General features: G+C 53.7%; 14 protein-coding genes and 4 pseudogenes. 6 read left to right on the top strand and 12 right to left on the bottom strand.

Annotation, left to right across the window (positions count from 1 at the left end; genetic code table 11):
* Positions 1-190: pseudogene (locus IR141_RS09380) on the top strand (IS1595 family transposase); the annotation flags it as partial.
* A gap of 434 nt (positions 191-624) precedes the next feature.
* Here the strand turns inward: IR141_RS09380 and dapD are convergent.
* From dapD to fur, 3 genes and pseudogenes are all read right to left on the bottom strand, one after another.
* Positions 625-1,446: a 2,3,4,5-tetrahydropyridine-2,6-dicarboxylate N-succinyltransferase gene (gene dapD, locus IR141_RS09375; protein ID WP_135036407.1), complete on the bottom strand. Its 822-nt coding sequence runs from the start codon at positions 1,444-1,446 to the stop codon at positions 625-627.
* A 115-nt stretch (positions 1,447-1,561) separates the two neighbouring features.
* Positions 1,562-2,290 (bottom strand): leucyl/phenylalanyl-tRNA--protein transferase, encoded by a 729-nt coding sequence (aat, locus tag IR141_RS09370; protein ID WP_135036413.1) that lies wholly within the window; start codon positions 2,288-2,290, stop codon positions 1,562-1,564.
* A 335-nt stretch (positions 2,291-2,625) separates the two neighbouring features.
* A pseudogene (fur, locus tag IR141_RS09365) lies at positions 2,626-3,127 on the bottom strand (ferric iron uptake transcriptional regulator).
* Between the two features lie 100 nt (positions 3,128-3,227).
* On the opposite strand from fur, the gene IR141_RS09360 reads away from it, so the two are divergent.
* The 3 genes from IR141_RS09360 to IR141_RS09350 all read left to right on the top strand — a co-directional run bounded on the left by IR141_RS09360 (position 3,228) and on the right by IR141_RS09350 (position 6,777).
* Positions 3,228-3,641 (top strand): outer membrane protein assembly factor BamE, encoded by a 414-nt coding sequence (locus IR141_RS09360; protein WP_135036404.1) that lies wholly within the window; start codon positions 3,228-3,230, stop codon positions 3,639-3,641.
* A 15-nt stretch (positions 3,642-3,656) separates the two neighbouring features.
* Positions 3,657-4,469, top strand: coding sequence for a 4-hydroxy-tetrahydrodipicolinate reductase (dapB, locus tag IR141_RS09355; RefSeq protein ID WP_135036401.1), 813 nt, complete (start codon positions 3,657-3,659; stop codon positions 4,467-4,469).
* Positions 4,470-5,649: 1,180 nt separating this feature from the next.
* Entirely contained in the window at positions 5,650-6,777 is a 1,128-nt protein-coding gene (locus IR141_RS09350; protein WP_135036398.1) for a M14-type cytosolic carboxypeptidase, read from the top strand.
* A 280-nt stretch (positions 6,778-7,057) separates the two neighbouring features.
* Here IR141_RS09350 and serC read toward each other — a convergent pair whose 3' ends face one another.
* The 4 genes from serC to IR141_RS09330 form a co-directional block, all read right to left on the bottom strand.
* On the bottom strand, positions 7,058-8,161 hold the full coding sequence (gene serC / locus IR141_RS09345) for a phosphoserine transaminase (RefSeq protein ID WP_135036395.1): 1,104 nt from the start codon (positions 8,159-8,161) through the stop codon (positions 7,058-7,060).
* A gap of 414 nt (positions 8,162-8,575) precedes the next feature.
* Positions 8,576-9,496, bottom strand: coding sequence for a 4-hydroxybenzoate octaprenyltransferase (ubiA, locus tag IR141_RS09340; protein WP_135036392.1), 921 nt, complete (start codon positions 9,494-9,496; stop codon positions 8,576-8,578).
* A gap of 82 nt (positions 9,497-9,578) precedes the next feature.
* Positions 9,579-10,127, bottom strand: coding sequence for a chorismate lyase (locus IR141_RS09335; protein WP_135036389.1), 549 nt, complete (start codon positions 10,125-10,127; stop codon positions 9,579-9,581).
* A gap of 87 nt (positions 10,128-10,214) precedes the next feature.
* A complete protein-coding gene (locus tag IR141_RS09330; protein ID WP_135036386.1) occupies positions 10,215-11,315 on the bottom strand; it encodes a metallophosphoesterase in 1,101 nt (366 codons plus the stop codon).
* A 175-nt stretch (positions 11,316-11,490) separates the two neighbouring features.
* Between IR141_RS09330 and IR141_RS09325 the strand changes: the two genes are divergently transcribed.
* Complete coding sequence (locus IR141_RS09325; RefSeq protein WP_135036383.1) at positions 11,491-12,399, top strand: Dyp-type peroxidase; 909 nt, start codon at positions 11,491-11,493, stop codon at positions 12,397-12,399.
* Between the two features lie 754 nt (positions 12,400-13,153).
* On the opposite strand, the pseudogene prpC reads toward IR141_RS09325, so the two are convergent.
* The 5 genes and pseudogenes from prpC to moaC all read right to left on the bottom strand — a co-directional run bounded on the left by prpC (position 13,154) and on the right by moaC (position 18,109).
* Positions 13,154-14,239 (bottom strand): annotated as a pseudogene (gene prpC, locus IR141_RS09320) (2-methylcitrate synthase).
* Between the two features lie 143 nt (positions 14,240-14,382).
* Positions 14,383-15,257, bottom strand: a pseudogene (gene prpB / locus IR141_RS09315) (methylisocitrate lyase).
* 465 nt (positions 15,258-15,722) lie between these two features.
* Positions 15,723-16,388 (bottom strand): isochorismatase family protein, encoded by a 666-nt coding sequence (locus tag IR141_RS09310; protein WP_135036380.1) that lies wholly within the window; start codon positions 16,386-16,388, stop codon positions 15,723-15,725.
* Between the two features lie 392 nt (positions 16,389-16,780).
* Positions 16,781-17,584, bottom strand: coding sequence for a HesA/MoeB/ThiF family protein (locus tag IR141_RS09305; protein WP_135036377.1), 804 nt, complete (start codon positions 17,582-17,584; stop codon positions 16,781-16,783).
* A gap of 24 nt (positions 17,585-17,608) precedes the next feature.
* Positions 17,609-18,109, bottom strand: a complete 501-nt coding sequence (moaC, locus tag IR141_RS09300) for a cyclic pyranopterin monophosphate synthase MoaC (protein WP_135036373.1) — start codon at positions 18,107-18,109, stop codon at positions 17,609-17,611.
* Between the two features lie 258 nt (positions 18,110-18,367).
* Here moaC and ppc point away from each other — a divergent pair, with 258 nt between their 5' ends.
* Complete coding sequence (ppc, locus tag IR141_RS09295; RefSeq protein WP_135036370.1) at positions 18,368-21,073, top strand: phosphoenolpyruvate carboxylase; 2,706 nt, start codon at positions 18,368-18,370, stop codon at positions 21,071-21,073.
* Positions 21,074-21,733: the final 660 nt, after the last annotated feature.

The raw sequence follows: 21,733 nt of genomic DNA, 5'->3' as shown, positions 1-21,733 counted from the left end.
GTTTGCCGACCGACACAACCATATCAACGGCATTGAGAATTTTTGGAATCAGGCGAAACGTGTCTTGCGCAAATACAACGGAATCGACCGAAAATCTTTTCCTCTGTTCTTGAAAGAATGTGAGTTTCGTTTTAACTTCGGGACACCAAAGCAGCAGTTAAAAACTTTGCGGCTTTGGTGTGGTGTTTAGGGCTAATCTACTTCAGCCCCTTGTTTTATACTGATTTTAAAGTGGATTCCCTATCGTCTGCCCGGCGTGCCAACCGGCTTCCCCGCGCACGCCGCTGTTTTCATGGCGCGGGTTTCGCGTATTTCGGACGATGCGCCGCACATCATTACGGTTTGCTGCTTAACAGGACGGTTTGTTAAGTTGCCTTTTCCGCTGCCTATTGTGCTAATCAATCTCAACAAGAAAAATCTCAACAAGAAACGCTAGGATTTGAGCGGCTCCGCAGTCTGTTCCGAAAAAAATCACAACGGCCATTTTTCCGATTTTCGGTTAGAACATACCCCTTCATTTCCGGCACCCGGCAAGCTGCAAACAGTAGGGTGGGGCAGTGCCGTAACGGAAATAAAGGGGTTCCACTGTATCTCTGCTTTTGGCAAAGATTGGCAAGAGTGGGGTTAAACGCCGCGCAGCAGTTCGTTTACGCTGGTTTTGGCGCGCGTTTGCGCATCTACTTTTTTCACGATAACGGCACAGTAAAGGCTGTATCTGCCATCGGCAGCGGGCAGGCTGCCCGACACCACCACCGAGCCGGCGGGTACGCGGCCATAGTGGATTTCGCCGGTTTCGCGGTCATAGATTTTGGTGGACTGGCCGATATACACGCCCATTGAAATCACACTGCCTTCTTCCACAATCACGCCTTCCACGATTTCGCTGCGTGCGCCGATAAAGCAGTTGTCTTCGATGATGGTGGGCGTGGCCTGCAAAGGCTCGAGCACGCCGCCGATGCCCACGCCGCCCGACAAATGCACATTTTTGCCGATTTGGGCGCACGAGCCGACCGTGGCCCAGGTATCGACCATCGTGCCTTCATCGACATAAGCACCGATGTTTACATAAGAGGGCATCAACACCACGTTTTTCGCCACAAAGCTGCCACGGCGGGCAACGGCACCGGGCACTGCGCGGAAACCGGCGGCTTTGAATGCTTCTTCATCCCAATCAGCGAATTTGGTTGGCACTTTGTCGAAATATTTGTTTACGCCGTCGTTGTGCACCTGGTTGTCGGCAATGCGGAAAGAAAGCAGCACGGCTTTTTTCGCCCATTCGTTTACTTTCCACCGGCCCGTGCCCAAGCGTTCGGCCACGCGCAGCGCGCCGTTGTCGAGCAGGCTGAGGGTTTCTTCAACGGCCTGCTTCACTTCGGGGGCAACGCCGGCGGGGGTGATGGCGGCACGGTTTTCAAACGCAGTTTCGATGATGTTTTGTAAAGACATTTTGTTTTCCTGTGGTGAAAAGGCTTTCAGACGGCCTAGATAAATTAAAAGAGCGTATTTTAACCTAAAAAGCAGCCGCGTGTTTTCAGACGGCCTTGATCAATTTTTCACAGAATCAGCCTATGCGGTTGGCAGTCAGTACGCCGCTGCCTACCGGGTGTGTAAGCGGTTGTGCGGCCAGCCGCCGCAGGGCGGTTTGGAAGTCTGCAAAATCCATCTGTTCGGAGCCGAAGCGGGCCAAGTGGGCGGTGTTTTGCTGGCAGTCGATTAATCCGATGCCGCGTTGTGCCAGATAGGGGACGGCGAGGGCGAAGGCGGTTTTGGAGGCATCGGCCTGCACGGCAAACATCGATTCGCCGAAAAACGCGCGCCCGATCTGCACGCCGTAAAGCCCGCCGGCCAGTTTCAGACGGCCGGTTTCATCGGGATACCAACATTCAAACGAATGCGCGTATCCCATTTGGTGCAGCTTGGTGTAGGCCTGCTGCATACCGGCGGTGATCCAAGTGCCGCTCTGCCCCGTGCGCGGGGTGGCGGCGCAGGCGGCGATAACGGCGGAAAAATTGCGGTTTGCCGTAACGGCATAGGGTTTGTTGCGCAGGTGTTTTTGCAGCGAACGGCCGATATGGATTTTAGCGGGAAACAGCACGGTGCGCGGGGAAAGGGCAAACCAGCAGACGGGCTGCCCTTCGCCATACCACGGAAAAATCCCTTGCGGATACGCGGCCAGCAGACGCTCGGGGCTCAAACTGCCGCCCACTGCCACCAGCCCGCCGCGCTCGGCAACGGCGCGGGCAGGGTCGGGAAAACGGCAGCCGTGCGGCGGTAAAATCGGAATGTCCATTTCAAAAAAGCTGTGTTTGGGCGGGCTGCCTGTATCGTAACCCGTTTTATTTCCGTTGCGGCGGTACTGCGCCGCAGCTTTAAAGAGAACGGTTTGGTGGAATGCCCGGGCGGCAGCAGAATCGGCTTCATACTCTCCGTATTGTCTGCGGCTGTTTGGCAGGGAAAATAAAGCGGATTCACGATAGGTGGATGGAAGGGAAGCGGAAAACCTACTGTCGGGCAGATTTTGTACCGACCATAAATCGTGATAAACCATAAACCGTACGCTGAAACATTTCAGACGGCCTGAGTGATGATTCAGGCCGTCTGAAAACCGGGGCAGGGCAGGCGCAATCAGCGTTTGCTTTTTTGCTGGCACGGGCTGCACACGCCATACATATACAAAGCGTGATCCACCACTTGATAGCCGTTTTCTTCGGCGATTCTGTCTTGCAGGCGTTCGATTTCTTCGTTGTGGAACTCGGTTACCCTGCCGCATTTGACACACACGATATGGTCGTGGTGGTCGCCCTGGTTCAGCTCGTAAACCGCTTTGCCGGTTTCAAAATGGTGGCGCAGCAGAATGCCCGCCTGCTCAAATTGGGTCAGCACACGGTAAATGGTGGCCACACCGATTTCGATGCCTTCATCGAGCAAAATACGGTAAACATCTTCGGCGCTCAGATGTTCTTCGGCGTGTGTTTCGAATAAATCCAGAATTTTCAGGCGCGGGCCGGTTACTTTCAGGCCGTTGTCTTTCAATTGGGCGATATTGTTGAAATTGTTTTCCATAATGCTCTCATACCCTTGTGGTGTAATTATCGTTATAATACGCATTTTTAGCGGCTTTGCCCACTATTTGACAATAAAGGTTTTTAATGGCCCGAACCTTTCGGGCGCATTGATCACCAACTATATCCGAGCCCGGACAGGCTGTTTGATGAAAGGTAAAACTTGTGAATAAAATTTTGTGTCCGGCCATTGCCGTCCTGCTGGGGCTGGCGGCCTGCTCTTCCGAGCGCGTATCGCATTTTCCTTCTTACAAACTGAAAGTGGTGCAGGGCAATGAGCTCGATGCCCGCGCCGTGGCATCGCTGCAATCCGGCATGAGCCGCGAACAGGTGCAGCTGCTGCTGGGTACACCGCTTTTGCGCGACCCGTTTCATGCCGACCGTTGGGACTACACGTTCAACATCGCTCGCAACGGCGTGATTTCCGAACAGCGGACACTAACCCTCTACTTCAATAACGACCGATTGGCGCGCGCCGAAGGCAATGCCATCGAATATGCCGTGCAGCAGCTTCAAGCCGGGCAGAGTGCCGAAGTGCAGCCGCAGCCACAGCCCGTGTTCAGGCCCGATGCCCAATAAACTCAGGATAAAAACATGACTGCATTAAGAATTGCCGTTGCCGGAGCCGGCGGGCGCATGGGGCGGGTATTGGTGGAGGCCGTCAGCCGCCACCCCGAAGCCATATTGAGCGGCGCACTCGAGCGCGCCGGTTCGCCGGCCTTGGGTTTGGACGCAGGCCATGCAGACGGCCTCAAAACCGGCGTAGTTATCAGCAGCGATGCCGGTGCAGTATTGGCCGCCAGTGATGTGCTGATAGACTTCACCCGCCCCGAATCCACGCTGGCCTATTTGGAGCAATGCTCCGCAACCGGCGTAAAAATGGTGATCGGCACCACAGGCTTCGATGAAGCAGGCAAAGCCGCCATTCAGACGGCCGCCGAAAAAACCGCCATCGTGTTTGCCGCTAATTACAGCGTGGGGGTCAATCTCACATTCCATATCCTCGACACCGTAGCCCGCGTATTAAACGAAGGCTACGATATCGAAATCATCGAAGCACACCACCGCCATAAAGTCGATGCCCCCAGCGGCACAGCGCTGCGCATGGGCGAAGTGATTGCCGGCGCACTCGGCCGCGATTTGAAGCAATGCGCCGTTTACGGCCGGCAAGGGCACACAGGCGAACGCGATCCGCAAACCATCGGCTTTGCCACCGTGCGCGGCGGCGACATTGTCGGCGACCACACCGCCTTGTTTGCGGCTGACGGCGAGCGGGTGGAAATCACCCACAAAGCCTCCAGCCGCATGACTTTTGCCGCCGGCGCCGTGCGTGCAGCGGTATGGCTGGCCGCCCGTCCAAACGGCTTGTTTGATATGCAGGACGTTTTGGGTTTGAGAAAACAGTAGGCCGCTGTTTGATTTTATTTGGCAGCAAACCTCAGACCGTTTGAAAATATGAACTGCGCCCCAAAAGTTGGACACTTTCCAACCCATTAAGGTGCAGTTCTCTTATATCTCAATATACCCCTGTTACCCGGTGCGCAGCCAACAGTGTACCGTATAGCACTTCAACATCTCACGCATACGCCTGTATCGTTGGATATCGGCCCTCTAGCCGCACTTCAAAACCCGTAGGCTGTCCTATGAAGGAGTGTTCCCTTTTTTGTAGCCAATCCCGACCACGAAAAAACCAGGAGGAACCGATTGGAGAACTGTGTGTTGCAGGGGCCGAAAACAAACTGCCTAAAGCACATGAAAGCTCCCAGAGAAAAGCAAAAGAACGCCGCCAAACCGTCCAAATGTAGAGGGTAATGCCCACCAAACTATATCTATTGCACAGCGCCATCCTGTCCAAAACAGCTTTTATTATCCCTGATCCTGATGCGTAGGATAAAGCTGCCGTTGCCGAAGTTTATGCTCGCTATAAAGACCCTGCGGCCATTGGTGGGTTACTACCGTATTGGCGTGGAATAAAAAGTAAAGTGTGGCGCATTATGGGTTTATTGGGATTGAAAACTAAAGTCCGCAACAAAAAAGCCTCCGTCCGCAGGCAATAGGGTAAATTTCGGACAATATTCTTAATCGTGAATTTATTGACAGATAAGTGGCTGACCGATATTGCGGAGTTTAAAAATGCACAGAAGGCAAATGGTACTTATCGCCTTCTTTAAGCCACAAGTCAAAACGCTAAGATAGGTAGAGCAAATGCCGGTTCAGTCATTTGGCCGTCTGAAAGGTAAAATCCCGCTGCTGCATTCTGGTCGGAGCGTTTCTTTAAGTACATTGAAAACACAAAACTTCTATGGGGAAGGTACGTTGACGGTGGTGGAACCGGCAGCTGTATAGATGATTACATACTTATCATAATGATGAGTGGATTAGGCTAAACTTAAAAAAGCCTATTCCTGTCGGTTGCAGAACTCAGCTTGAAAAGTATTTTTGAAACATATGCTTAACTTGTCCAAGTTTTTTGTGGGAGCAGTGCAATATTTTCAGACGGCCTTGTTGCTTCTTTATAAAGACACGCAGGGGAAACCGGTTTAAAATAACTGCTTCAAATCCTTACCAGGCTTAAATAGGAATTCACATGAAAATCAGCACCCGATTTGATGCTGGCGCAGTAACGGTAATAGACGCGCAAAACCCTGCCGACATCCGCCTGAAATTGCGTCCCGACAATGCTTCCGATTTTGCCCAATGGTTTTATTTCCGTCTGCAGGGTGCGGCTTATCGGAATTGTGTGATGCGCTTTGAAAATGCTGCAGCTTCAGCTTATCCGGACGGCTGGAAGGATTATCAGGCTCTAGCTTCTTATGATCGTCAAAATTGGTTCCGCGTACCCACCCGTTACGAGAACGGTGTGTTGGTTATCGAGCATACGCCGCTGACCAATAGTGTGTATTACGCCTATTTCGAGCCGTATTCTTACGAACAGCACTTGAATCTGCTCGGCGATGCGCAGGGCAGCGGGTTGTGCCAGATAGACGATTTAGGCAGCACTGTTGAAGGCCGCGACATCAACCTGCTCACCATTGGTAATCAAGCTGCCAGCGATTTTAAAATATGGATTATTGCCCGCCAGCACCCCGGCGAAACCATGGCCGCATGGTTTGCAGAAGGCCTGCTCGCGCGCCTGCTTGACCCGCAGGATCCAACTGCCCGTGTGCTGCTGGATCAGGCCACATTCTATATTGTGCCCAATATGAATCCGGATGGCTCCGTGCACGGTAATTTGCGCACCAACGCCGCCGGTGCCGACCTTAACCGAGAATGGCAGAATCCGACTGTTGCGCGCAGCCCTGAGGTTTATTATGTGCGTAAAAAAATGCTCGAAACCGGAGTGGATTTGTTTTTAGATATTCATGGTGATGAAAATATACCTTTCGTGTTTGTTGCAGGTACAGAAGGCATACCCTCGTATAACGACCGCATCATTGATTTGGAAACCCACTTCAAAAACGCATTTTCTGCTGCCAGCCCCGACTTTCAAGACGAACACGGTTATGCGAAAGATGCGTCCGGCCAGGCTGATATGACGATGGCTACCGCTTGGGTGGGCGAACAGTTCAAATGCCTGGCTTATACGCTGGAGATGCCGTTTAAAGACAACCATAACCTTCCTGATGACGATTTCGGCTGGAACGGCCAGCGCTCGTTGAGGCTGGGCGAAGCAGCGTTGTCTGCCATTTTAAGTATGCTGCCGCATTTGCGTTAAAGGCAGCAGTGGGTGTGGCCCACAAATTGTATCAGGCCGTCTAAAAATCTGTTTCAGGCGGCCTGATATTTTTCAGCATTCAAAAATATCATTAAGAAGTTTTTTGCCGTTGTTTCCGCGCAGGTGAGAGCCAGAGGGGTAATATTGAAGTGTCGGTGAAACAAAGCTTAGATGCTGAGCATTCGGATTCCTGCCTATGTGGGCATGTCGGTATTTAGGCCTTTCAGACGGCCTTCAGGTATTTTTCAAGAGTCCCGGCTTGAATCTGTCGAATATTGAATCAGCCGTAGCGGCGTTGGAAATCGTGCATAAAGCCAATCAGTGTTTCTACGCCTTGCAGGGGCATGGCATTGTAGAGGCTGGCACGCATGCCGCCCACGGATTGATAGCCCTGCAGCATTTTCAGGCCGGCATTGCCGGCTTTTTGCACGAAGCAATGGTCGAGTTCGGGGCTTGGCGTGCTGAATACGACATTCATTTTTGAGCGGGCATCCGGCCGGATATTGTTGATGTAGAAGCCGCCGCTGCTGTCGATGGCAGCGTAGAGTTTGGCGGCTTTCAGCGCGTTCACCGTTTCCATCTGAGCCACGCCGCCTTGCGCCAGCAGCCAGCGGAACACTAAGCCTGCAATATAGATGGGATAAGTAGCAGGGGTGTTGTGCATACCTTGGCGGCCGACATGGGCCTGATAGTTCCACACATCGGGCACACGCTTACAGCAGCGTTCGAGTAGATCTTCGCGGATAATCACCACGGTGGCGCCCGCCGGGCCAATGTTTTTCTGTGCGCCGGCATAAATCACGCCGAAGTTGCGCACGTTGATGCGGCGCGACAAAATATCGCTCGACATATCGCAGACCAACGGCGGCATATCTGCGCCCGGTTCGGGTAGAGTGCCGTATTGCAGGCCGTTTACGGTTTCGTTGCTCGCAAAGTGCACAAAAGCCGAGTGCCGGCTGGTATGCCAAGTATTGGCGGGCGGCAGGTCGAGATAGTTGTAAGCCTTGCCGTCGGCCGCCAGATGGATTTCGACATCGGAGAGTTTGCCCATCTGTTTGTGGGCCACTGATGACCAATTGCCGGTTACTACTGAATCTACCCGTCTGAATCCGTTGGCGAAATTCATCACCACCATGTTGAACTGCGAGCTGGCACCGCCCTGCATAAACAGAATTTTATAGTTGCGGGGAATATCCAGCAGCGTGCGTAAATCCTGATCGGCATGGTGGAGAATGCTCATAAACACATCGGAGCGGTGGCTCATGCTCATCACGGGAAAGCCGGTGCCGTTGTAATCGAGCATTTCATTTTGTGCGGTACGCAGCACCGCATCGGGCAGCACGGCGGGGCCGGCAGAAAAATTATAAACGGGGTGGGGTAACATATCGGTATGCCTTGGAAAGAAATCTTACACGGTATGGTTTGTACACCGAAGGGCGGGAAATCAAAACGCAATGCGTGTTCTCAGGGAGCGTGTTCTCATGGTTTTCCGGCGCATAACCCAAAGCGGGCAGAGCGGTTGATTCTAGTCGGCACTCAAGCGTTGCGCAAGGCAGACGGGTAGATTCGGAAGAAGCAAGATTTTTTCAGACGGCCTCGGGAAGTGGTGCGCTATTGTGAACCTGCTTCGTTTCCGCTGCGGCATTACTGCGTCTCAACACAAAGAGAACGGTTTGGTGAAGCTGCCCGAACACCAAGCGGCAATAGAGCCGGTTCCGTATTATCTGTACTGTCTGAGTTTGCCGTGTATCGAAAATGGAGCAGGTTCACGCTGTTTCACATTTCGTGCCGGCTTGTTTCAGACGGCCGGAGAATAAAGCGACAGCCAAAGATAATGCCCGGCGATGCCTAAAAACCAAGCCAAACCGATGCGGTTGTTTTCTAAAAAGGTGCGGAAACACACCCAGCGGTCGCGGGTTTGGATTTGGCGGTATTGCTGAAACTGCCAGTAAACCGTGAGCGGCAGCACTATCCAAAAAGGCCAGGTTGCACCGATTTGCCAACCCAACACCGCCATCAGGGCGCTGAACCAAAAATGGCACAACATAATGGCGGATACATCGTTGCTGCCGAAGGTGATAGCCGAAGTGCGGATACCGAGTTTGAGGTCGTCTTCTTTATCGGCCATGGCGTAGATGGTGTCGTAGGCCAGCGTCCACAATACGTTGGCGGTAAACAGCAGCCAGGCCAGCGGCGGCACGGTGTCAGTTACAGCGGCAAATGCCATCGGTATGCCGAACGAAAACGCCAGCCCCAGGTAAAACTGCGGCAACGGGAAAAAGCGTTTGGTGAAGGGGTAGCTCACCGCCAAAAACAGCGCGGGCAGGCTCATCAGCCAGGTTAAGCGGTTGAGCGGCAGCAGGCACAGGGCGGCCGTCAGGCAGAGTATCAGCGCCAGCAATATGGCTTCTTCGGCAGAGACCAGGCCGCGTGCGAAAGGCCGCATTTTGGTGCGCGCTACGGCGCCGTCGATATGGCGGTCGGCAAAATCATTGACCACGCAGCCTGCGCTGCGCATCAGAAAAGTGCCGGCGGCAAACGCCAGCAGAATTGTGAAATCGGGTATGCCTTTTGAGGCAATCCACAATGCCCAAAAAGTCGGCCACAGCAGCAGCAGGGTGCCGATGGGCTTTTCGATGCGCATCAGCCTGCTGTAAATAACCAGTCTGCCGACCACATAGCGGGGCAGAAATTTCAGGAGCAACCGTTTAATGTTCATGTGTGGTATTGGCTTTAATTATCAGTTGTTCAGCCGATGCAGGCCGCTTGTTTCCAAACGGCCTGCATCTTTAATAATGTGATTATAGTCTAATTGTATCCTGCCCATCAGCGGGCTGAACAAAACTTTGCAGCGCGGGCAGAAAGCATTCGGCCAGGCCGAGTGTTTCACCCTGCCAGCGAAACAGCGAGCGGCGCGCCGCCACGGCATAACCATCGAAACCCGCCAGCGGATAACGGGGCGGCAGGGCAGTATATTCAAACGGCGAGCGGGTGAGCGGCAGCGATCCGTCAAACAGCCGCTCGCCGAGCGGGCGCGTGCCGCAATCCAGCAGGCTGCGCCAGTTGGCCGATGTTTGGCGGCACAGGCTGCGCGCCCACACAACGGGTTTGCCGTTTAAACACAGCAACACATCGCGGGCAAACCAGTTTTGCGTTCCACTATTGATCAGGCCGTCTGAAAAAAGAGGGTCGAAACCGCTGTTTCCCAAGTGCAGCAGGTGCACGGAAAAAACGGCGTTTAAACCGCGCAGGGCGGCGGTGAGCGACTGCGCCTGCATGAAGGCGGCTTCGGGAGTTCCGGGTGAGATGTTGTCGGGCAGGCGGTGCCGCCACAGCAGAGGGTTATCCATATCCGATATTATAGCAGCTGCACCTGAAAGAAAGGGCTGCACGGCAAGGGTGCGGTATCGCACCGGAAAGCTGATTGCCGGCTCCGGCTAAGGCCGCCCTTTTACATCGATAATCCACACTTCCGACTGCGACCCCAAACGCAGCGGCACACCCCAAAAGCCGTAGCCGGAAGTAACGAAGAAATGGCCGTTGCCGATTTGCTCGTAGCCGTAGGAGAGGCGGTTGAGAAAGTACACAATCAGATTGGCGGGGGCAATCTGACCGTTGTGTACGTGCCCCGACACCTGCACGTCCACCGGAAGTTTGGCGTGAATTTCAATATCAGTGGGGCGGTGGTCGAGCAGCAAAACGGGCAGAGCAGTGTTTTGATTTTGCAGCAATTGGGCGGTGGTGGGGCGGTTTTCGTCCAAATCATCGTTACGGCCCACCACCAGCAGGCGGTTACCGGCCTTACCGGCCACCACGCTTTCATTGGCGAGAACGCGTATGCCCGCCCGAGTTACTTCTTCGTAGATTTCCCGCTCGTGGCCGAACAGGTCGTGGTTGCCCAAGGTGGCATACACGCCCAACGGTGCGCGCAGTTTTTCAAGGCTGGGGCGCATATTTTCAGCACGGTAGGCAGCAACGTTATCGTCCATCAAATCACCCGGCAGCAGGATAATATCGACTTTTTCACGGTTCATAATGGCGGCCAGCTCGTCTAAGCGTTTGGCGCCGAACAAGATGCCCAAATGCATATCGCTGGCCATACCGATGCGCAGCGGCTGCCCGAGTTTTTTGCCGATGCGGATTTCGGCATGGCGGACAACAGGCGTGTAAGCGTTATACAGCGCAATACCGAACAGGCCGGCCACAAACAGCGGCGCAAACAGCCGCAGGCTGCGCGACATCGGTTTTTGCGGCATAAAACGGCGCAACACCAAATAGAGCAGAAACGTGGCCAGCGCCGCATACATCACAAACAGCATTACCACCATCCACAGCGCCGTCCAGCGGAAAACGGCATGGCCCAACTGCAACAGCAGGCCGGCAATCAGCGAATTGGTTACCAAAAATGCAGCGGCCATCAGCCGGTGCCGGCCATGCGCACCAATAACGGGCACAAGCAGCCATTGCAGCGACCGCCCCAAACCGAACGTAAACAGCTGCATCAACAGCAGCACGGCAACAAAAATCACACTGCGCATAAAACATCCCGGCAAATAACGGCGGCGGATTCTAACATACCGATTCAATAGAAAACGCACATGAAAGTAAAGAAAAGCAACGGCAGAATTTGTTATAATACGCCATTGGATTTTAACGGCTCTTTCCGCATAGAGAGGCCGTCTGAAAAAACATTATTCAAAGGAACACCCAGCCATGAACCAGCCGCAAAGTGCCATTATCCCCGAAAGCAGCAAAGCTGCCGTTTTCATTGAGGCCGACATCGTTGCCGGCAGCCTCGGGCACATTAAAACCGCCTGTGCGCAAAGCCTCGAGGCTTTGACCGAGCTACAGCAACGATATCCCGATGCCGTGCTGGGTTTAACCATTGCGTTCGGCAGCGGAGCATGGGCAGCATTCGGCCATACAGACGAAGGTTGCGAAATCAAACCGTTCCGCCCGTTAGGCAACGGCCTGGCACCTGCCACCCAGCACGACATCATGTTCCATATCCAATCACTGCGCCCCGATGTTAATTTCACACTGGCAATGGCATTGCTGGATATTTTCGGCAGCAGCATCAAAGTGGCAGACGAAACCCACGGCTTCCGCTGGATTGAAAACAGAGGCCTTGACGGTTTTGTAGACGGCACCGAAAACCCCCACGAACCCGATGAGATCAGCCGGATCGGCACCATTGCCGAAGGCAGGCCGGACACCGGCGGCAGTTACGTACTGCTGCAAAAATACCGCCACGACCTGAAAAAATGGAACCGGGTGCCGCTGGCCGATCAAGAAGCCGCAGTCGGCCGCACCAAGCAAACCGATGAAGAATTCAGCAAAGACATACTTCTGCCTGATTCACATCTCGGGCGTGTAAACCTGAAAGAAAACGGCATAGGCTTAAAAATCGTGCGCCGCAGCCTGCCTTTCGGCACCGCCTCCGGCGAACACGGACTGATGTTTATCGCCTATTGCGGCTCGCTGCACAACATCGAAGCCCAGCTTTTAAGCATGTTTGGCGAAACAGACGGAAAAACCGATCTGCTGCTCAAACACGTTACCGCCGCCGTATCAGGGGCATATTATTACGCCCCATCGGTAGAGCGGCTGGCCCGGCTGTAACGGAAAGGCCGAGACGGACATTTCAGACGGCCCTGCAATATTTTGCACCAAAAATATTTTTACACTTCAATATTTTATAAAAAATCAAGCCGTCTGAAAGCAGGAACCCGTCCTTTCAGACGGCCTGCGGGTTCGACACAGAAGTTATCCCTGCGGCACGTTGAGTGCATCTGAAAGTATGTCTGCTCAAACAGCCTAAAGCAAACAGGGGGTAGCCCAAGCTGCCGAACTTGCCGCCGGATGCGGGCTGATTCGGTATTGACGGCAGCAGAGCCGGCACAGCACGAAGGGATACAGACATTGGAAGCAATATCGAATACTGCCGGCCGTCTGAAAGAACAGTGCCAACCTTTCAGACCGGCCCCTTTTTATCGCACCTGCAGCCATATTCCAGCATGATTCGGGTATTTTTTGCCCACAGGAAACGACAGCTGAGAGGAAATACCGCGCAACAGCAAATAATATGGGTGTTTGATGGCGTAGACCCGCTGCCAAAAGGTTTTACATATCGTAAATCGGCTTGCTCTATTGCTGCGTTGCGGTGCCTTGGTTTTAGGGAACTGTTTAGTCAAAGGAGCAGTTGGGTAAGCCGATGAAACGGTAAAATTGGTTTTGTACGATCTGTATAGTTTGGCGGCCTGCAGCTTTGTGCTGGAAATAAAGTGGGTTCGCTCTATCAAAAATTCAGACGGCCGGTTGGTGTTATCGGGCCGTCTGAAAATTTTTCACGCTGTTATATACGCGATAGCCGGGGTCAGCGTTCTTCCATCGGGATAAACGGTAAATCGTCGGGGCCGGTGTAGTTGGCGCCGGGGCGGATGATTTTGCCGTCTTGGCGTTGCTCCAAAATGTGCGCACTCCAGCCGGTGGTGCGCGAAATCATAAACAGCGGGGTGAACATGGCGGTGGGTACGCCGAGTTTTTGGTAGGAAACGGTGGAGAACCAGTCGAGGTTGGGAAACATTTTTTTCTCGTTCCACATCAGGGTTTCCAAACGTTCGGCGATGTCAAACAGGCGCATGTCGCCGGTTTCGGCACTCAGGTCGCGCGCCACTCCTTTAATCACCACGTTGCGCGGGTCGGATAGGGTGTAAACGGGGTGGCCGAAGCCGATAACGATTTCTTTGCGGCCGATGCGTTCGCGGATGTCGGCCTCGGCTTCATCGGCGTTGCGGTAGCGTTTTTGGATGTCGTAGGCCACTTCGTTGGCTCCGCCGTGTTTGGGGCCTTTGAGTGCGCCGATGGCACCGGTGATACACGAATAAATGTCGGAGCCTGTGCCGGCAATCACGCGCGAGGTAAAGGTGGAAGTGTTAAATTCGTGCTCGGCATAGAGAATCAGTGAAATGTGCATGGTTTTCACATGGGACTTGCCGGGGCGTTTGCCGTGCAGCAGGTGCAGGAAGTGGCCGCCGATGCTGTCTTCTTTGCTTTCTACTTTGATGCGCTTGCCGTTGTGTGAAAATTGATACCAATAAAGCAGCATGCTGCCCAGGCAGGCGATTAATTTGTCGGCGATGTCGCGCGCTTCGCTGGCGGGTTGGCTTTCGCGCTCGGGATGTACGCAGCCGAGCATGGATACGCCGGTGCGTAAAATGTCCATCGGGTGGGGTGTGGGCGGGCAGGCTCTCGAGCACTTGAATCACGCGCAAGGGCAGGCCGCGCAGGGATCTTGTAGGCGGCCAGTTCGAATTTGTTGGGCAGATAGGCCGTGAATCAGAAGGTGGGCAACTTCTTCAAATTCGCAGTGTTTTGCCAAGTCGAGAATGTCGTAACCCCGGTAGCTCAGGTCGTTGCCGCTGCGGCCTACGGTACACAGTGCGGTGTTGCCCGCAGCCACGCCTGAGAGGGCTACGGATTTTTGGGTTTGAAAGCGGGGGCTTCGGTAGTCATTCGGATTCTCCTTTTTTGTGGTTTGGTGTTTTTTCAGATGGCCGATCCTGCAATGCAAGGCCGTCTGAAAGGCTTTTTTGCCGGCAGTTGTTATTTGCTGAACAAAGCGTCTAATTTTTGCTCGAAATCGTGGTAGTTGGGGTGTTCGTAGAGTTCGGCACGGGTTTGCATGGTGCCGATTACGTTGGCTTGGGTTCCTTCGCTCATAATCGCTTGGTAAACATTCAGCGCGGCTTTGCTGGCGGCGCGGAAAGCGGAGAGGGGATAGAGTGCGAGTTTACGCCGTTTTCGGCCAGCTCTTGCCGGGTGTAGAGCGGTGTGGCACCGAATTCGGTGATGTTGGCCAGCACCGGCACGCTCACGGCTTCGGCAAATTTTCGATACATGCTCAGCCCGGTTACGGCTTCGGGGAAAATCATGTCGGCACCGGCCTCCACGAAGGCTCGGGCGCGCTCGATGGCTGCCTCCAAGCCTTCTACCGCCAGCGCATCGGTGCGCGCCATAATCACGAAGTTTTCATCAATGCGGGCATCTACGGCGGCTTTGATGCGGTCGGTCATTTCGTTTTGCGGCACGATGGCTTTATTGGGGCGGTGGCTGCAGCGTTTCTGGGCCACTTGGTCTTCGATATGCACGACCGCCACGCCGGCACGCTCGAAGTTGCGGATGGTGCGGGCGATGTTGAAAGCGCCGCCCCAGCCTGCATCGATGCCCACTAATAGGGGGTGTCGACATTGTCGGTGATGCGGCGGGCGTCAATCAACACATCTTCATATGGAGGCAATGCCCAAATTGGGAATATCGCACGAGCAGGCTGCTACGCCGCCACCGGAAAGGTAAATGGCTTTGAAGCCGCTGTGGGCGGCAAGGCGGGCGAAATAGGCGTTGATGCAGCCGGCAACGGCTAAAGGATTTTCGGTTTGAACGGCCCGGCGGAACCGCAGGCCGGCAGCATGCATATTCATTTATGGTGCTCCTTTTGTGTTGTTTTTTCTTATGTAGGCGAATGTAGTAATTTTTAAAATTGCTGTAAAACTCAAAATTATGGTGGAATCCATTAAAAATTTTAATGGCGGTGAAATAGGGCTTTGCCGCATCAGGCATAGGGGTGGAGATGCGCCGTTTCAGGCCGTCTGAAACCATGTTGAATCAATTATTTTTAAACGGGTTTGTTTGGAAAACAATGCAGTTTTGAGTTGATGTGATGGAATAAAACCGGCTCGGTATAAAAAGAGGCCGTCTGAAAAGACGGCCTGAAAAGTGCTCTTACAGATGGGAGTGTCTGCAGAGAGATTCGGATAAATTTAAGCTGGAGAAACTTTCAAACGGGCAGGGATATCTGCATATTCTCGGATAAAATTCAGCATGATGCGCCCTGCTTATTTAAGATGTTTGCAAAATATAAATAAGCCGCCCAACCGGATTCTGCCTTAAGAAACCTTGCTCATCCACAAAGGTGCGCCGGCAGCGATGGCTGCGGGAATATCGTCTGTGTCGGTTACCACGGTAATGCCGGCCTGACGCAGGGCGGAAACGGCTTTAAGCGTACCCTCGGGTGTGTAGCCACGGCAGGCGGAAAGATTGACGATAACGTGCCAATTGTCGTTATACCAAGCCAAATGCTGCGCGGTTTCCAAAACGGCGTGTTCGGTTGCCAAACCGCCGAGAATAATGGTTTGGGCGTTTTGGGCATAGAGCCATTCGATCAGGCCGGTGCTGCGGCTTTCCTTGTTGTCGTGAAAGCAGACACCGGCAGCTTTGTCGCCTTCGGCTTCGATGGCGTGGTCGTAGTCGGCGGGGCAGGGAAGACCTTTGAGCAGATGGATGCCGCGGCAGTCTGCAGCATCAGGAAAATGGTTTTCGAGGCTGAATGTGAAGAGATTGTGCGCCGCGCGCTCCCGTCCTCGGCACAAGCTGGCGCACAGGGTTTCTTTGGCGGTTGAAGTGTTTTCCACTAAAACACGCTTTTGGGCGAAACGTGCCTGGCGGTTTAATTCGGGCACAATGTTTTCAGGCTGGTGCACACACTGCTGATCGTTTGCGGCAAAGCAGGAAAAACGGCATTGCGGTTGGATATCGATAGCGATGGTATTCATGATGTTTGCCCCTTGAAAAGTTTGTTGCGGTTTCGGATAGGCGGAATTAATTTCAGATAATCGGTTTGCTTTCCGATGAACGGTATATTATCAAGACAAACGTATTTATACCAACAATTATTTTCAAAAAATGAAATAATTTTTCCAGTTAATATTTTCGGGTTGTAGTTTCAGATGGCCGGATTAACGGTTTTTATTTGAAATAAATGAATTAACTTATTAATTTAAAATTAAAAATTTATTTTATGGCAAGCATGTCGGATAATAAATCGGGTAGGGAATAGTTGTTTTTATGCGACAAGAAAATGGTTTTCTCAGTATAGAAGAATTTGTGAATATTAAATTTCCTTGTAAAACAAATTGATATTTTAATTTTGGTTGGCAAGTGGATTTTACTGCCGGTTTGATTGTTGGATAAGCGGCATCGTTTTTCCGGCAGGCCGCAATGAATGCGGAGAGCCGCAAACGCGGCATTGCGGGTTACGGGTGAACGTTATCTGCTGCCATTCGTTGTTTAACGCATCATAGAGATGCAGTATGCCGTAACGGCTGCTGCCGGCACCGGTTAATATTTTCAGCGCTTCTGCTGCCTGGCTTGTGCCGATAATGCCGACCAGCGGGGCGAATACGCCGAATACGGCGCAGGCTCCATCGTTTGCCCCGCTGCCCTCAAACAGACAGGCGTAACAGGGCGTGTCGGGCAGGTCGGGGCGGTAAACGGCAAGCTGGCCTTCAAAGCGCGCGGCCGCACCGGAGACCAGCGGTGTGCGGGTGGCAACGGCTGCACGGTTGATAGACACGCGGGTGGGGAAGTTATCGCTGCAGTCGATGGCAATATCGCAATACTGCATCAAATCGTGCAGGCGGGATTCGGTCAGGTGCTCATTTAAAGCGGTGATCTGAGTGCGGCTGTTGATGGCGTTCAGACGGCCTTTCATGGCTTGGGCTTTGCTGTTGCCGATATCGGCTTCAGAAAACGCGGTTTGCCGTTGCAGATTGGTTTCATCGACAGCATCGCCATCGGCGATAATCAGACGGCCCACGCCGGCAGCGGCCAGATAAGGCAGAACGGCCGCGCCCAAACCGCCGCAGCCCACCACTAATGCCGAGGCATCAAGCAGCTTCTGCTGGCCTTCGATACCGATTTCTTCGAGCAGTATGTGGCGGCTGTAACGTAAAAGGTCGCGGTCATCCATATTATATATGATGGGTAGCGGGGGTTAATAGTTGAGGTTTTCGAGGCTGTTGTCAAAGGTGAACGTGCCGCTCTTGCCGCCGGTTTTCTCTTCAAGGTGGATTTGTGAAATAACCATGTTTTTATCCACGGCTTTGAGCATATCGTAAATGGTGAGCAGCGCAATGTTGACGCCGGTTAAGGCTTCCATTTCCACGCCGGTTTTGCCCTCTGTGCTGGCGGCCACCACGGCTTTGACGCGGGCAAGCTGCACATCGACATCGAAATCCACGCGCACATGGGTGAGGGCAACAGGGTGGCACAGCGGAATCAGAAAACCGGTTTGCTTGGCAGCCTGGATAGCAGCCACGCGGGCAATACCGAGCACATCCCCCTTGTTGGCAGAGCCGTCTGCAATATATTTGACGGCATCAGGGGTCATATTGATATAGCCGCTGGCACGTGCCACGCGTTTGGTGGGGGCTTTTTCGCCGATATCGACCATATGGGCTTCGTTGTTTTCGTTGAAATGGGATAAATCAATCATAGTCGTTTCCTGAATGTGTTTTAAATTAAACCGTTAGGTTTCCCTGAACACAACGGCACAGCAGTTTATTCTAATGGATTTTCAGAGTCGGAGCTATGGTTTGGCGAATAAATTATTTTCAGACGGCCTGACCCCCGACAGCCCCGGCGGCCGCCCACTTACATCAAATTACATACCACTACATCGCCAACTATGATGGTTTCTTGTTATGCCTTGATATACAATGAGTTGTATTAATAATGTTAAGAAAGAAACCTTATGCGCCTCCACATTCTGAATAATCCCAAAGATGCTCCGCTGGCCGCAGATGCCGAATTTCTTACCCAAGCGTTGTTCAGGCTGCTGCACAGCGAAACCACCGAAATCGTACTCAATGCTGTAAAAACTCTGGCCGACTGTGAAGACAGCAGTGCCGTTATCGAAGCAGTGCTGCCGCAGCTCAACGAGCGGCAAACCCAAAACCTGATTTTGGCCTGCGGCCTGTTTGCGCAAATGCTCAATATCGCTGAAGACGTACACCACGAGCGCCGCCGTTTGGCGCACGAGCAGGCCGGCAGCCGTGCTGCCGCCGGCAGCGTGGCCGATACCGTAAACAAACTGCGCGAACACCAAATCGATCTGCAAACCGTTCAGCGCCAGCTCGACAACACCTATATCGCCGCCGTGCTCACCGCCCACCCCACCGAGGTGCAGCGGCAGGCCACCTTGAATTTTCACCGCCGCATCAGTGCCCTGCTGCCCAGGCGAGAATACTGCAACAGCGCCGAAGCGTTGGAAGAATTGCAGAGCGAGCTGGACGCAACCCTGTTGGCCTTATGGCAGACCAGCGAAACCCGCCACTTCAAAATCACCGTTAAAAACGAAGTCAATAACGGCGTATCGATTTTTCCGCTCAGTTTTTTCCAGGCCCTTCCCAAGCTTTACCGCAGCATAGAAAAAACCTTTCAGACGGCCTATCCGGGTATCAGAGTGCCCGATATTCTGCAAATCGGCGGCTGGATAGGCGGCGACCGCGACGGCAATCCCTTTGTTTCTGCCGACACCCTGCGCCATGCCTTCACCCGCCATGCCGACACCGTGTTTCATTATTACCGCCGCCAACTGAGCGAGCTTTACAACGACTTGCCGCTGTCGGTGCGCCGTGTCGGCGTGAACGAGGGCGTGCTGGCCTTGTCGGCACGCTCCCCCGACACCGAAATCGCCCACGAAGAAGAACCCTACCGCCGCGCCATTGCCTACATGATGGCGCGGCTGATTGCGCGCGGCCGCCGGCTCGGCCTCACCCTCGGCTGCCACTTCGGCCTGCTCGAACCTTATGGCGGTGCCGATGAATTTATGGCCGATCTGAAAACCATACAGCAATCGCTGCGCGATAACCGCAGCGGCCTTTTGGCCGAAGCCCGGGTGGCCGACTTGATCCGAACCGCATCCGTGTTCGGTTTTTATATGATGCCGCTGGATTTGCGCCAACATGCCGACAAACACAGCGAAGTGGTGGCCGAGCTGTTTGCCCGCGCCGGCTTGGAAAACTACCGCGCGCTCACCGAAACAGAAAAGCAAACCGTGCTGCTGCGCGAACTGCAAAACCGCCGCCCGCTCTACAGCCCCTATGCGGATTACAGCGAACACACCCAAAGCGAGTTGGCCGTGTTCCACGAAGCCCGTAAAATCAAAAACGAATTCGGAGAAAAAGCCGTCAGCCAAAGCATCATTTCCAATTGCGAGCAGCCCAGCGATCTTTTGGCTTTGGCGCTGCTGCTGAAGGAAAGCGGCCTCTTGGTGTTGCAGGAAAACGGCAAACCGCAGAGCCGCATCAATATCGTGCCGCTGTTTGAAACCATCGAAGCACTCGAAAACGCCTGCAACGTGATGGACACCATGTTTGCCCTGCCGTGGTACCGCAGCCTGCTCGAGAGCCGCGGCAATCTTCAGGAAATCATGCTCGGCTATTCCGACAGCAACAAAGACGGCGGTTATGTGAGCAGCTCGTGGGGGCTCTACCAGGCCGAATTGGGCTTGGTGGAACTGTTTGGCCGCTACGGTGTGCGTATGCGCCTGTTTCACGGACGCGGCGGCAGCGTAGGGCGAGGCGGCGGCCCCTCTTACCAAGCCATTCTCGCCCAGCCCGAACACAGCGTGGCCGGCCAAATCCGCATCACCGAGCAGGGCGAAGTGATTACCGCCAAATATGCTGATGCGGGCAACGCCCGCCGCAACCTGGAAACCCTGGTGGCCGCCACCCTTGAAGCCAGCCTGCTGCCGCAGAGCCAAAATCCCGACAGCCGGCTGATGCAGGTGCTTTCCGACAGCGCCTTCAAGCATTACCGCGCTCTGATTACCGCTGACGGGTTTGTCGACTATTTTCTACAAACCAGCCCCATTCGGGAAATCGCCAGCCTCAATCTCGGCAGCCGCCCTGCCAGCCGTAAAACCCTCGCGCGGATTCAAGATTTGCGCGCGATTCCGTGGGTGTTTTCCTGGACGCAAAACCGCCTGATGCTGCCCGCGTGGTACGGTTTCGGCAGCGCGGTGGAAGAACTGTGCGGTCAAGACGCAGGCCGTCTGAAAGCCTTGCAACACCACGCCCGCAACAACCCCTTTTTCCAAGCCATGCTCTCCAATATGGAGCAGGTGATGGCCAAAACCGATTTGACCCTGGCCGAGAACTACGCCTCGCTGAGCGAATCGCCCGCGCGTGCCGCCGAAATATTTGCTCAGATTAAAAACGAATATCTCAAAAGCCGCCGGGCGCTGCTCGATATTCTGCAAACCGAAGAGCTGCTCAGCGGCAACCGAACGCTTGCCCGCTCGCTCGCTTTGCGTATTCCTTATCTGAACGCCCTGGGCGGCTTGCAGGTGGCCCTGCTCAAACGCCTGCGCCAAGAGCCGGACAACGCCTATCTGCTGCAAATGGTGCATCTCACCATCAACGGCGTGGCGCAAGGCCTGCGCAACACCGGGTAAGGCGGGGTTGGTAAAAAGCCGTCTGAAAACCGGCATGGGTTTTCAGACGGCCTAAGCGGGTTTGCAAAAGTTTCAGAATCCGATATGCGTCATACCATATATCGATATGGTGAAACACAAAACGAAGCAAGACAGCGGGCAGCAGACCCCCCCCAATACCGCTAAAATAATCAGGGCAGCAGGGGGGGGCTTTGCTGCACCATTTGCTGCCTGCGGTGGGGCAGCCTGCTGCGGATCAACTACGCTGCAAGCCGAAGCCGTTTCGGCGGTGCTCCTCTTTGAAGCCGGAAGCGGGTAGGGCTGCACCGCCTTGTGCCGTTTTACTATATCTTTTTACCGTTTCACGGTATTCAGAACCATTGAAGCCGTCTGAAAAATATGTTCAGACGGCTTCAATGGCTTTGAAATCCACATCAATTATAGCGAACCCGATTTATTTTCGGTAAGGCAGGTGCAGGCGGCATAACCGTTGATGGCGAATCTGCTGATGTTTCAGCAGTCGGCACATCTTGAGCCGGTGCGGGCAGGGCTGATGTCAATTCCATTCCAAAACTGAGCCACAGTTGTGGTCTAAAATTGAGCCACCCTATGAGCGGTGTTTCATCCGGTAAGAATCATTGCCCGTCTCAAAAATATCGCAGCAATAAGTCAGACGCTCCA

Source organism: Neisseria sp. 19428wB4_WF04, assembly GCF_015235335.1.
Taxonomy (GTDB): Bacteria; Pseudomonadota; Gammaproteobacteria; order Burkholderiales; family Neisseriaceae; genus Neisseria; species Neisseria musculi.
Note: the sequence above shows the minus strand (reverse complement) of the source record. Positions and strands in the feature narration are given on the sequence as shown.